The organism is Streptomyces sp. NPDC086519, assembly GCF_040686075.1.
GTDB classification, from domain to species: Bacteria; Actinomycetota; Actinomycetes; order Streptomycetales; family Streptomycetaceae; genus Streptomyces; species Streptomyces shenzhenensis.
Window position 1 is genome coordinate 25,238 of record NZ_JBFBJL010000082.1, and the last position, 12,587, is coordinate 37,824.

At 73.9% G+C, this 12,587-nt stretch carries 12 protein-coding genes; 4 read left to right on the top strand and 8 right to left on the bottom strand.

Annotation, left to right across the window (positions count from 1 at the left end; all coding sequences use genetic code 11):
- The first annotated feature begins 30 nt into the window (after positions 1 to 30).
- Complete coding sequence (locus tag AB0P24_RS42480) at positions 31 to 3,021, top strand: SMC family ATPase (protein WP_365803863.1); 2,991 nt, start codon at positions 31 to 33, stop codon at positions 3,019 to 3,021.
- Here AB0P24_RS42480 and AB0P24_RS42485 read toward each other — a convergent pair.
- The gene (locus tag AB0P24_RS42485; RefSeq protein ID WP_365803865.1) at positions 3,018 to 3,473 is read right to left on the bottom strand and encodes an Lrp/AsnC family transcriptional regulator; all 456 of its coding nucleotides are present in this window, start codon (positions 3,471 to 3,473) and stop codon (positions 3,018 to 3,020) included. The two genes, AB0P24_RS42480 and AB0P24_RS42485, sit on opposite strands and share 4 nt — an antisense overlap.
- Before the next feature lie 134 nt (positions 3,474 to 3,607).
- Between AB0P24_RS42485 and AB0P24_RS42490 the strand changes: the two genes are divergently transcribed.
- Positions 3,608 to 4,084, top strand: a complete 477-nt coding sequence (locus AB0P24_RS42490) for a rhodanese-like domain-containing protein (RefSeq protein WP_365803867.1) — start codon at positions 3,608 to 3,610, stop codon at positions 4,082 to 4,084.
- A gap of 47 nt (positions 4,085 to 4,131) precedes the next feature.
- On the top strand, positions 4,132 to 4,647 hold the full coding sequence (locus AB0P24_RS42495; RefSeq protein WP_365803869.1) for an immunity 21 family protein: 516 nt from the start codon (positions 4,132 to 4,134) through the stop codon (positions 4,645 to 4,647).
- A gap of 7 nt (positions 4,648 to 4,654) precedes the next feature.
- On the opposite strand, the gene AB0P24_RS42500 is transcribed toward AB0P24_RS42495, so the two are convergent.
- The 6 genes from AB0P24_RS42500 to AB0P24_RS42525 all read right to left on the bottom strand — a co-directional run bounded on the left by AB0P24_RS42500 (position 4,655) and on the right by AB0P24_RS42525 (position 10,696).
- Positions 4,655 to 5,884, bottom strand: a complete 1,230-nt coding sequence (locus AB0P24_RS42500) for a cytochrome P450 (protein WP_365803871.1) — start codon at positions 5,882 to 5,884, stop codon at positions 4,655 to 4,657.
- A gap of 34 nt (positions 5,885 to 5,918) precedes the next feature.
- The gene (locus AB0P24_RS42505) at positions 5,919 to 7,313 is read right to left on the bottom strand and encodes an FAD-dependent oxidoreductase (protein WP_365803873.1); all 1,395 of its coding nucleotides are present in this window, start codon (positions 7,311 to 7,313) and stop codon (positions 5,919 to 5,921) included.
- On the bottom strand, positions 7,300 to 7,527 hold the full coding sequence (locus AB0P24_RS42510; protein ID WP_365803887.1) for a ferredoxin: 228 nt from the start codon (positions 7,525 to 7,527) through the stop codon (positions 7,300 to 7,302). The genes AB0P24_RS42505 and AB0P24_RS42510 overlap by 14 nt, the downstream gene beginning before the upstream one ends.
- Positions 7,528 to 7,670: 143 nt before the next feature.
- Positions 7,671 to 8,351 (bottom strand): hypothetical protein, encoded by a 681-nt coding sequence (locus AB0P24_RS42515; RefSeq protein WP_365803875.1) that lies wholly within the window; start codon positions 8,349 to 8,351, stop codon positions 7,671 to 7,673.
- Positions 8,352 to 8,482: 131 nt separating this feature from the next.
- Entirely contained in the window at positions 8,483 to 10,171 is a 1,689-nt protein-coding gene (locus AB0P24_RS42520) for a DUF885 domain-containing protein (protein ID WP_365803877.1), read from the bottom strand.
- Between the two features lie 33 nt (positions 10,172 to 10,204).
- On the bottom strand, positions 10,205 to 10,696 hold the full coding sequence (locus tag AB0P24_RS42525; RefSeq protein ID WP_365803879.1) for an Lrp/AsnC family transcriptional regulator: 492 nt from the start codon (positions 10,694 to 10,696) through the stop codon (positions 10,205 to 10,207).
- A 59-nt stretch (positions 10,697 to 10,755) separates the two neighbouring features.
- Between AB0P24_RS42525 and AB0P24_RS42530 the strand changes: the two genes are divergently transcribed.
- Positions 10,756 to 11,934, top strand: coding sequence for a PLP-dependent transferase (locus tag AB0P24_RS42530; protein WP_365803881.1), 1,179 nt, complete (start codon positions 10,756 to 10,758; stop codon positions 11,932 to 11,934).
- A 103-nt stretch (positions 11,935 to 12,037) separates the two neighbouring features.
- Here AB0P24_RS42530 and AB0P24_RS42535 read toward each other — a convergent pair.
- The coding region (locus AB0P24_RS42535) for a GNAT family N-acetyltransferase (RefSeq protein WP_365803883.1) at positions 12,038 to 12,587 on the bottom strand (550 nt) is incomplete at its 5' end.

Here is a 12,587-nt window from a genome sequence, read left to right on the forward strand (position 1 = left end):
ACACCCGCGCCGCCCCACGGAGGTGGCCGCATGAGGCTCCACCGGCTCGACGTCACCGCCTTCGGCCCCTTCGGCGGCTCCCAGAGCGTCGACTTCGACGCGCTCTCCGCCGCCGGGCTCTTCCTCCTGCACGGCCCGACCGGCGCCGGCAAGACCTCCGTCCTGGACGCCGTCTGCTACGCCCTCTACGGAGCCGTCCCCGGCGCCCGCCAGAGCGGCCAGGGCCTCACCCTGCGCAGCGACCACGCCGACCCCGCCACCCGCACCGAGGTCCGCCTCGAACTCACCGTCGCCGGGCGCCGGCTGGAGATCACCCGGCAGCCCCCCTGGGAGCGCCCCAAGAAGCGCGGCGCGGGCACCACCCTGGACAAGGCCCAGACCTGGCTGCGCGAGTACGACGCGCCGTCCGGCGCCTGGAAGGACCTCAGCCGCTCCCACCAGGAGATCGGCGAGGAGGTCAGCCAACTGCTCGGCATGAGCCGCGAGCAGTTCTGCCAGGTCGTGCTCTTGCCCCAGGGCGACTTCGCCCGGTTCCTGCGCGCCGACGCCGGCGCGCGCGGCCAGCTGCTCGGCCGGCTCTTCGACACCCAGCGCTTCGCCGAGGTCGAGAAGCGTCTCGCCGAGCGCCGCAGGACCACCGAGGCCCAGGTCCGGGACGGCGACTCGGCGCTGCTGGCCGACGCGCACCGCATGCAGCAGGAAGCCGGCGACGCGATGGAACTGCCGGACCTGGACCCGGGCGAGCCCGGCCTGGCCGCGGCCGTCCTCGCGGCCGCGGCCGTGGCCCGCAGCACCGCACGGGAGCGCCTCACCGTCGCCCACTGCCGGCTCACCGCCGCCGAGTCGGCCCAGTTCGCGGCCGACCGAGCGCTGGCCGACGCACGCGAACTGGCGCGATTGCAGGCCCGGTTCGCCCAGGCGCGGCAGCGGGCCGTACGGCTGGAGGAACGGGCCGGGGACCACCGGGCGGCGCAGGCGCGGATGGAGCGGGCACGGAAGGCGGAGGCGGTGGCGCCGGCGCTGGAGCTGCGGGAGGCCGCCGAGACGGGGCACCGTGCAGCGGCCGCCGCCGAGGCGCGCGCCCGTGTGCTGCTGCCGGAGAGCCTCGCGGGAGCCGGTGCGGCAGGGCTCGCCTCCGCCGCCCGCCGGGCCGCCGAGGAACTGGGCGGCCTGGAGTCCGCGCGCCGGGCCGAGCGACGGCTCGCCGACGTGCTCGACGAGCGCGGCCGTCTTGACCGGCAGGAACGTGATGACGACGACGTCCGGCGCGAAGCCGAGAGCTGGCTCGCCGACTGGGACGCCACGCGTGCCGGGCTGCAGTCCCGTGTCGACTCCGCCCAGGAGGCCGCGACCCGGGCCGAGCAGCTCGCCGTACAGCGCGAGCCCGCCCGCCGGCGGCTGGCGGCGGCGCGGTTGCGGGACGAACTGGGCCGGGACACCGACGAGGCCCAGCGCACGGCCCTCGCCTCCGCGCGGCAGGCCGTCGAGGCGCGCACGCACTGGCTCGACCTCAAGGAACAGCGGCTGAACGGCATCGCCGCCGAGCTGGCCGCGGAACTCACCGAGGGGGAGCCGTGCGCCGTCTGCGGCGCCACCGAACACCCGGCGCCGGCCGAGAAGTTCGCGGGTCACGTCGACCGCGAGGCCGAGGAGCGCGCGCTCGCCGCCCTGCAACGCGCCGAGGCCGAGCGCGCCCGGGACGAACGGCGGCTCGGCACCGTACGCGAGGCACTGGCCGCCGCCACCGCCGAGGCGGGCGACCTGCCGACCGCGCAACTGGCCTCCCAGGCCGACGAGCTGGAGCGGGAGTACGCCCACGCCCGGCGGGCCGGTTCCGCTCTGCACGCGGCGCACGAGGAGTTGCGGCTCGCCGAGCAGGAGCGCGAACGGCGGCTGGCCGAGCGGCAGCAGGCCGAGGTCCGGGCCGCCGCACGGCTGACCCGCCGCGACGGCCTCGACGCGGAACAGACCGCACTGGAAGCGGAGTTGGCCCAGGCCCGGGGGAGCGCCGCCAGCGTGTCCGCGCGGGCCGCGGAGCTGGAGCGGCAGGTGGTGCTGCTCACCGACGCCGCCGACACCGCGCGCGCCGCAGAGGACACCGCCCGGCACCTGAAGGACACCGACGCCCGGCTCGCCGACGCCGCCTACCGGGCCGGTTTCGACACCCCGCAGGCCGCGGCCGCCGCCCTGCTCGACGACACCGCCCACCGCGGACTCCAACAGCGCCTGGACGAGTGGCAGTCCGAGGAGGCCGCGGTGCGTGCCGTACTGGCGGAGGCCGACACCGCGGCCGCCGCCCAGCAGCCGCCCGCCGACCTCGACGCGGCGGAGCGCACCGCCGCCCTGGCCGCCCAGCGGCTGCGCGACGCCGCCTCCGCCCGCGACCGGGCCGCCCGCTGCTGCGCCGAACTCGACCGGCTGTCGGCCCGCGCCACCGCGGGCGTACGCCGACTGGCCCCGCTGCGTGAGGAGTACGACCGGGTGGCCCGGCTGGCCGGGCTCACCGCCGGCACCTCCGCCGACAACGAGCGCAGGATGCGCCTGGAGTCGTACGTCCTGGCCGCCCGCCTGGAACAGGTCGCCGCCGCCGCGACGGTACGCCTGCGGCGCATGTCGTCCGGCCGCTACACCCTGGTCCACTCCGACGACCGCACCGGACGCGGCCGCAGCGGCCTCGGCCTGCACGTCGTCGACGCCTGGACCGGACGCGAACGGGACACCGCCACCCTCTCCGGCGGCGAGACCTTCTTCGCCTCCCTCGCGCTCGCCCTCGGCCTCGCGGACGTCGTCACCGACGAGGCGGGCGGCGTCCGCCTCGACACCCTCTTCATCGACGAGGGCTTCGGCAGCCTCGACGACCAGACCCTGGACGAGGTCCTCGACGTCCTCGACTCCCTGCGCGAACGCGACCGCAGCGTCGGCATCGTCAGCCATGTCCCCGACCTGCGCCGCCGCATCCACGCCCAACTGGAGGTGGTCAAGGAGAGATCGGGCTCGGCGTTGCGGCTGCGCGGGGTCTAGCGAATCCGGGTGCCGACGGCCCGGCGGGGGAGTGGCGAGGAGTAGACGACGCTCGTCGTGACCGAACCCAGGGCGCCGATCCTCCCGGAGATCTCCTCCAGGTGGCGCATCGAGCGGGCGGTGACCTTGATGACGAAGCAGTCGTCGCCCGTGACGTGGTGCGCCTCCAGGATCTCGGGGGTGGCGGCGACCAGGTCGTGGAAGGGCTTGTAGTTGCCGTTCGGGTAACGCAGCCGGACGAACGCGAGAATCGGCAGGCCGAGGCGCTCCGGGTCCACCACCGCCGCGTACCCCTGGATCACGCCCGCCTCCTCGAGCCGGCGCACCCGCTCGGTCACCGCGCTCGGCGACATCGCCACGGCCCGCGCCAGTTCGGCGAAGCTGGCCCGGCCCTCGCGCTGGAGGACGTCGAGGATGCGGCGGTCCGTGGCGTCCGGGGAAAACTCGGTCATGGGGGAGGGATAACAGGGAATCCCCGGCCGGACAAGGGCAGGGCCGGGGATCGCGCCTTCAGGAGGGGGGATCACCGGCCGTAGATTTCCGGGCACGGAGATCCGCCCCACTCGCGGCGAACGAAAGGCCCCACATGACTGCCGGCACCGTCAACCCCGTCCTGCGCGTCGCCCCCGCCACCCCCGCCGAGGCCGCCGCCCACTTCCGGGCGAGCCTCGCCTTCCACGCCGACGTCTCCGACGTGGCCGCCGCCCTGGCCGCCGACGGCGACCCGGGCTTCGTCGTCCTGGACTCCCGCTCCACCGAAGCCTGGGACCAGGGCCACATACCCGGCGCCGTCCACCTGCCCACCGCGCTGATCCCCGAGCAGGCGGCCGGACTCCTCGACCCGACCGTGCCCGTGGTGACGTACTGCTGGGGTCCCGGCTGCAACGGCGCGACCCGTGCCGCCCTCGCGCTCGCCGAACTGGGTTACCAGGTCAAGGAGATGCTCGGCGGATTCGAGTACTGGGCGCGTGAGGGCTTCGAGTCCGAGACCTGGCAGGGGCGTGAGCGCCGGGCGGCGGACCCGCTGACCGCACCCCGCGAGGGCGGCGACTGCGGTTGCTGATTCCCGGAGGCGAACCCGTGCCGTCGCTGTACGTGTAAGTTCGCCCCATGACTCGATATGCGGATCCCGGCGCGGTGGAGTGGGTGGAGTCGGGCGGCGGCCCGCTCGTCGCGGTCCCGGAGACGGTCCTGCCGTTCTGGGCCGGCGCCGACAGCGAGGAACTGGCCACCGACTACGACCGGGCCTGCGAGGTCGACGGCTACGTCGGACTGCTTCCGGTCGGGGACAGTGCCGCCCTGGTCCTCGGTGACGAACCCGCCTCGACGTCCTTCCTGCCGGACCACGGCACCTTCGTCCGGTGGTCGGCCGCCAACTCGGAAGAGGAACTCCTCGCACAGGTGCCCGCCGCCCTCGACGGCGCCGTCTGGGAGAACGAGATCCGCTGGCGGGTCCCCGGCCCCGTCGTCCTGTTCGACTCCGCCTGGCCGGGCGGCGAGGCCGAGGGCGGAGACCATCTGCGCGTGCCGCTGGAGCCCGGCACCTACGCGGTGCGCGCCGCCTACACCAGACCCGGACCGGAAACCTGGCTGGGCCTGGTGCAGTTGCGCCGACTCTCGTCCTGACAGGCCGTCATCTCACCCCGTCGATCGCGATGTCGAGGTGACGTGGGCCGCGCAGCACCGCGTTCTGCCGGTACGGCGGCGGGTCCTCCACCAGCCGGGGGCTGTCGAGCCGGCGGGCCAGCTCGGACAGCGCGATCTGGGTCTCCAGACGGGCCAGCGGGGCGCCGAAGCAGCTGTGGATGCCGCTGCCGAAGCCGAGATGCTGGATGTCCCGGCGGTCCGGGTCGAAGCGGTCGGGATCCGTGAACCGGTGCGGGTCCCGGTTGCCCGCGCCCAGCACCAGCCAGATGCGCGACCCCTTGGGGATGGTCACCCCGTGCACCTCGATGTCGGCGATGCAGGTGCGCTGCGGCAGCAACTGGACCGGCGGCTCGTAGCGCAGCAGCTCCTCAACGATCCGCACCGACAGCCCGGGGTCGTCGCGCAGCCGCTCCAGGATCCCGGGATGCCGCAGCAGCGTCAGCATGCCGTTGGTGATGAGGTTGACCGTCGTCTCGTGACCGGCGATGAGCAGCAGTACCGAGGTGGTGAGCACCTCCGTCGTCGTCATGGCGCCGTCCGGACCGTGACTGTGCACCAGGTCCGACAGCATGTCGTCGCGGGTCTCCCTGGCGCGCTGCTCCACCAGCCCGTTGAGGTACATGCCGAGCTGTAGCCGGGCCTCCTGCGCGGCCTTCTGGGAGCCGGCGGTGGTACGGGTGTCGGGGTCCAGACCGGCGACGATCGGGTCGACCCAGGACCGGAATCGCGGCTCGTCCTCGCGCGGCACGCCGAGCAGCCGGCAGATGACGGTGACCGGGAACGGGTAGGCGAACTGGTCGACCAGGTCGATCTCCCGCGCGTCCCCGAGACCGTCGATCAGCCCGGTCACGATCTCCTCCAGCTGGCCCGCCATGTCGTCGACCCGGTGCGGCCGGTGCGGCGGCCCGAACGAGCTGTTGGCGATCCGGCGCAGCCGGTCGTGCTCCGGCGGGTCGAGCCGGATGAAGCTCGGAGGCAGCCCCGTCGCCTCCGGACCGGACAGCTCGTCCTCCCCGAGCGCGGCCAGGTTGGCGGCGTCGGAGCTGATCCGCGGATCATGGAGCAGGGCCTTGATGTCGTGGTAGGTGCTGATGAGGTAGGGGCCGTCCTCCTCCTCGTGCAGCACCGGCGTCCTGCGGAGTTCCTCGTACAGCGGGTACGGGTCGGCGCGGTTCGCGAAGTCGGTGATCTGCCGCACCATCGAGGTCTGCGTCATGACAGTTCCTTGGAGCGTCGAGGCCGGGTCGCGGTCAGTGGTGGGCGGGGTGGAAGACCAGCTGCTGGTCGGTCGGCGAGTGGCCGCTCAGGGTCACCATGGGGCCGTGCGTCGGCAGCGCCGGGTCCGGGAAGTCGGCGTCGACCGGCACCCGCCCCTCGGGACGGCGGTCCACGGTCGGGAACTCCACCGGGAACGGCCCGCCCTTCTCGATCTGCCGTTGGTAGAACTCCAGCCACCGGGTGTTGTCGAAGCTCACCGCGGCGATCGTCCGGCCCTGGTGGCCGTAGACCCCGACGAACCGGCGTTCGGCCGGCGAACCCTGCGTGATCATGATCTGCTCGGCCATCGGCGGCACCCCGACCGACTTGATGTTCACGCCGAACTGCGACGACCAGAACGCCGGCACCCACAGGTGCGGCCTCCGCTCGGCGCTCGGGCTGATCATGTTGTGCGCGGCGGTCTCGGCCTGGGCGACCGCGTTCCCCCAGTGCTCCAGGGACAGGAACTGGTAGCCGAACAGCGCGTGCGGGGACCGTGCGACATCGCCGGCGACGAAGATGTCGTCGGTGACGATGCCCCGGAAGTCGAAGGCACGGCAGCCCGCGTCGCAGGCGATGCCCCGGGGACCCGCGCCGAGACCGGAACCGGCGAGCCAGTCGGTGTTGCGGGTCGCGCCGAGCGAGACGATCACCACGTCCGCCTCGACGATGCTCTCGTCGGACAGATGGACCGCCCGTACCCGCCCGACCGGATCGCCCTCCAGCGCCGTGACCGTGACCCCGGTGCGCAGATCCACCCCGTTCTCGCGGTGCATGTCGGCCGCGACCGCGCCGATCACCCCGCCGAGGGCGCCCACCAGCGGCGCGCCCGCGCGTTCCGCCACGGTGACCGCGATCCCCTGTTCCCGGCAGGCCGAGGCGATCTCCGACCCGGTGAACCCGGCGCCGATCACGAACACCCGGCGCGGCCCGGCCTTCAGCCGGCGCAGCAGCGCGGCCGCGTCGTCCCGGGTGCGCAGCGTGAACACGCCCTCCAGCCGGGCCTCCTCCTCCTTGGGCCAGGGCCGGGCCCGCACCCCGGTCGCGATCAGCAGCCGGTCGTACTCGACCTCGTCGCCGTCGGCCAGCCGGACCCGCTTGGCCTCGGTGTCGAGACCGGTGGCCGCGACACCGAGCCGCCACTTCGCGTCGATCTCGCGGCGGTGCGGCAGCTCCGTGTGGTGCGGGGCCGCCCTGCCGAGCAGCACCGCCTTGGACAGCGGCGGCCGGTCGTAGGGCTCGTACGGCTCGTCGCCGATCATGGTGAGTTCGCCGCCGAACCCCTCGGCACGCAGCGTCTCGGCACCCCGCAGTCCGGCCAGGGAGGCACCCACGATCACGATCCGGCCCTCGCGCCGCAGCCAGTCGAGATAGTCAGTGGGCGGCATCGGAGGAGCCTCCCTGGTGTCCGTCCAGTCCGTCGGCGGTGATCGCCTGCACCGGGCAGGCGGCGACGGCGCGCGCCACCCGCTCCCGCTGCTCCTGCTCGGCCCGCGGGTCGTAGACGAGCGCCTCCTCGCCGTGCATGGCGAAGACGTCGGGCGCGAGGAACGCGCACTGCGCGTACCCCTGGCATCTGTTGAGGTCGACGACAAGGCGCATCATGGCTCCGCCCTTCCGGTGGCCAGGTCCGGTGCGTACCGCGGTCCGTCGTTCCACACCCGGACGGCGAAGAACTCCCCGCACGCCAGCATGGGAGCCCGGCCCGGCCGCGGCGCGCCGTGGCCCGCCGATCGGGTGAGCCGTCAGGGGGCCGGCCCGGCCGGGGCCGCGGCGGAGCGGCGGAAGCCCGCCCCGACGATGTACGCGCTGAGCAGCAGCGACCAGGCCGGGAACACCAGTTCGGCCCAGGGCACGGTGGACGACAGGAACAGCAGGGCCAGGGTGGTGAGGAAGCCCAGCAGCGTGAGCCATCGCGGCAGCACGCCCAGGCGGTGCCCCATCACCGAGGCGGAGCAGACGAAGACGGCCGCCATCCGCATCGCGTACCCGGTCATCAGCGTGTACGCGAGGTGCCGGCCGAAGTCCCAGGTGGGCCGGGATGTCGGGGTACCCGCCGGATACCCGGTGCCGAGCACGGCCGCGGCCGCCGCGGCGGCGCCGAACATCGTGGCCGTGAAGACCAGGCCGCTGCCGAGGAACACGGTGGCCATGAACCGGTCCTCGGCGTCGCCGACATGCGAGCGGACGGCGCCGACGAACCACAGGAAGAAGATGCCGGCGAACGGCACCAGCAGGAGGGCGGTGTGCAGGGCGCTGAGCTGGGCCGGACCCGGCTGCTGTGCGGTGCCCGCGTCGGCGCCCTGCGGGATGCTCAGCCGGATCAGCACGATGGCGGCCGCCAGCAGCAGCGCGAAGACGATCCCGGCCGCACCGGCGGCGCGGGGCGTCTCCAGCGGCTGCCGCCGGGGCGTGGAGGTCTGCATGCGCGGTTCGCTTCCTGTCGCCGGTGGCCCCCCCGGCACCAGCAAGCCCCCTGCCACCGGCCGCCGCCACCGGAGCACCCCCGAACGGCAGACCGGCGCAGGACCGCGACGTCGGGCGCGGACCCGTGGCGTCAGAGCCGCGACAGCTCGTCCACCAGGTCGTCCAGGCCCAGCGAACCCTGGGACAGGGCCGCCATGTGCCAGGACTTGAGGTCGAAGCCGGCGCCCTGCCGCTCCCGGGCCTTCTCCCGGCCCAGCAGCCAGGCCCGCTCGCCCAGCTTGTAGCCGATGGCCTGCCCCGGCATCGACAGGTAGCGGGTCAGCTCGCTCTCCACGAAGTCCGCGGGCCGGCTGCTGTGCGCGCCGAAGAACTCCTGCGCCAGCGCGGGCGTCCAGCGCTCCCCGGGGTGGAAGGGGGAGTCGTCGGGGATCGTCAGCTCCAGGTGCATGCCGATGTCGATGATGACCCGCGCGGCCCGCATCATCTGCGCGTCCAGGTAGCCGAGGCGCCGCTCCGGGTCGGTGAGGAAGCCCAGCTCGTCCATCAGCCGCTCCGCGTACAGCGCCCAGCCCTCGGCGTTCGCGCTGACCATGCCCACGCTGGCCTGGTAGCGGGAGAGGTTCTCGGCGATGTGCTTCCACTGCGCCAGCTGGAGGTGGTGGCCGGGCACGCCCTCGTGGTACCAGGTCGAGACGAGGTCGTAGACCGGGAACCGGGTCTGGCCCATGGTCGGCAGCCAGGTGATGCCCGGGCGCGAGAAGTCGTCCGACGGCGGCGTGTAGTAGGGCGCCGCCGCGCTACCGGGCGGAGCGATCCGGGACTCCACCCGGCGCACCCGCTCGGCCAGGTCGAAGTGGGTGCCGTCCAGCTTCTCGATGGCCTCGTCCATCACCGACTGCAGCCAGCCGCGCACCTCGTCGACGCCCTCGATGTGGGTGCCCTGCTCGTCCAGGTGCGCCAGCGCCACCCACGGGGTGGCCGCGCCGGGCAGGATCTTCTCGGCCTCGGCCTTCATCTCGGCGAGCAGCCGGTGGTACTCGGACCAGCCGTACGCGTACGCCTCGTCCAGATCGAGGTCGGTGCCGTTGAAGTAGCGCACCCAGCGCGCGTACCGCTCCCGGCCCACCACGTCCGGCGCGCCCTCGACCGCGGGCGCGTACACGTCCCGCATCCAGTCGCGCAGCGCCACCACGGCCTCGGTGGCCGAGCGGGCCGCCGCGTCCAGCTCGGCCCGCAGCGACTCGGGCCCGGACGCCGCGAACTGCTCGAACCAGCCCTTGCCGTCGCCCGTGTCGGCCCACTCGCCGAGCTGGCGGACGAAGGTCGCGGTGGCCCGCGGACCGGCGGGCAGCTTCCGGTCCAGGCCCAGTTCGAGCGACTGCCGGTAGCCCTCCAGCGCGGCCGGCACCGCGCGCAGCCGTTCGGCGACGGCCGTCCAGTCCTCCTCGGTGGCGGTGGGCGTCACCGTGAACACCTGGCGCACCGCGTGCGCGGCCGAGCTCAGGTTGCTGACCGAACGCAGGCTCTCGTCCGCCTCGTGCACGGCGAGGGAGGCGTTGAGCCGCTCACGCAGCAGGCGCGCGCAGCGGCGCTCGATGTCACGGTCGGCACCGGGCTGCCGCTCGGCCTCGTCGAGCTTGGCGAGGGTGTCGCGCTGGAGCCGGGCCAGCGCCTCCGCGCCGGCCGGCGAGGTGTCCGGCAGCCGGCTCGAACTCTCCTTGTCGCCGAGGAAGGTACCGGTGATCGGGTCGAGGGCGATGAGCTCGTCGACGAAGGTGTCGGCGACCTGACGGGGCAGCGGGGTGTTGGTCTGTGACATGCGGTCCATCCTCGTACGACGGACCACCGCGCGTCACGGGGATTGTGCCGGCGGCACCGGCGGAAGCAGCGGCCCGCACTCCCACTGCTGGAAGATCAGCCGGGTCTCCACCCGGGCCACTTCCCGACGGGCCGTGAACTCGTCCAGGACCAGCCGCTGCAGGTCCGCCATGTCCGCCACGGCCACATGCACGAGGTAGTCGTCGGGACCGGTCAGATGGAACACCGTCCGCGACTCCGGCAGTGCCCGGATCCGCTCCACGAACGGTCCCACCAACTCCCGCCGGTGCGGCCTGACCTGCACCGACAGCAGCGCCTCCAGACCCCGCCCGAGCTTGGCCGGATCGAGTTCGAGGCGGTGTCCGAGAATCACCCCCGAGCGGCGCAGCCGGGTGACCCGGTCCAGACAGGTCGACGGCGCCACGCCCACCTGGGCGGCGAGATCGCGGTAGGTGGTCCGGGCGTCGTTCTGAAGCAGCCGCAGCAGATGCAGATCGACCGGATCCAGTACGACAGAATCGGTCATGCGCCGAACGTAACACGGGGATTTCCCCACGCCCTCCGTCGGGTGTTCACCCTGCGGCCATGGACTCAGCGAGCATCTACGACGACCCGGCGCCCGTCCGCGGCCATGCCTCCCGCGCGCGGCGCGCCCTGGCCACCGAGGCCGTGCACGCCGGCCGCGACGACCTCGCCCGCCAGGGCCTGCACGCCCCGCCGATCGACCTGTCCACCACCTACCCGTCCTACGACAGCCGCGCCGAGGCCGCCCGCATCGACGCCTTCGCCGCCGACGGCGCGGACCCGGTGGGACCGCCGGTCTACGGACGCCTCGGCAATCCGACGGTCGCCCGCTTCGAGACCGCCCTGGCCCGGCTGGAGGGCACCGAGTCCGCGGTCGCCTTCGCCAGCGGCATGGCCGCGCTGTCCGCCGTCCTGCTCGCCCGCGCCACGACCGGCCTGCGCCACGTCGTCGCCGTACGGCCCCTGTACGGCTGCAGCGACCATCTCCTCACCGCCGGACTCCTCGGCACCGAGGTCACCTGGACCGACCCGGCCGGCATCACCGACGCGCTGCGCCCCGACACCGGCCTGGTGCTGGTCGAGTCCCCGGCCAACCCGACCCTCGCCGAACTGGACCTGCGGGCCGTCGCCCACGCCTGCGGCACGGTGCCGCTCCTCGCGGACAACACCTTCGCCACCCCCGTGCTGCAACGCCCCGCCGAACTCGGCGCACGGCTGGTGCTGCACAGCGCCACCAAGTACCTAGGCGGCCACGGCGACGTGCTGGCCGGGGTGGTCGCCTGCGACGAGGAGTTCGCCGGGCAGCTCCGCAAGATACGGTTCGCGACCGGCGGGGTCCTGCACCCGCTCGCCGGCTACCTGCTGCTGCGCGGTCTGTCCACGCTCCCGGTACGGGTCCGCGCCGCCTCCGCGACCGCCGCCGAACTGGCCCGCCGGCTCACCGCGGACCCGCGCGTCGCCCGCGTCCACTACCCGCGCCTGGGCGGCGCGATGATCGCCTTCGAGGTGCTCGACGACCCGCACGGGGTCGTCTCCCGAGTCCGCCTGATCACCCCCGCCGTCAGCCTCGGCAGCGTCGACACCCTCATCCAGCACCCGGCCTCCATCAGCCACCGCGTCGTCCCCGAGGACGACCGCCACGGCGCCGGCGTGAACGACCGGTTGCTGCGCCTGTCGGTGGGCCTGGAGGACGCCGAGGATCTCTGGTCCGACCTGGACCGGGCACTGGGGGTGTCCTAGCTAGCGCCCCTTCAGGTGCGCGGGGCTGTGTCTGACATGCGGCTGCCGCCGCGTGGGCGCGACCAGCCCCCGCGCACCCGCGGTCACCGAACGGCCATGACGCTCACGGCGCTTCGGCCCTCCCCGGCTCACCGGCACCGGAAAGCCACCCCGCGGCGGTCACGGCGTCGCCCGGCTCCGCCGGAACCCCTTCCAGCCGGGCCGTGATGACCAGCGTCCCCTCCTCGATCTGATAGTCGAGCGGCAACCCCAGTCCCCGCATCGCCGCCACCATCCCGGTGTTGGACGCCTGCGTCACCGCGTACACGCTCTCGCAACCAGCCTCCACGGCCATCCCCACCAGCCGGGACAGCAGCTCCCCGCCGATGCCGCGCCGCTGCCAGCCGTCCTCGACGAGCAGCGCCACCTCCGTCTCGTCGCCGTCCCACAGCAGGTGCCCGAGGCCGATGATCCGGCCCGACGCGCTCTGCACGGCCAGCGTCCGGCCGAACCGCGGGCTGAGCAGGTGGTTCAGGTAACGGTCCGCGTCCCCGACCGGGCCGTGGTAGCGCAGCCCGAGCGTCCGCGCCGAGCAGCGCTCGTGCATCGCCTTCGCCGCCTCCAGGTCGTCGGTGTCGGCCCGGCGCACGGTGATCGCGTTGCCCGCGGGCAAC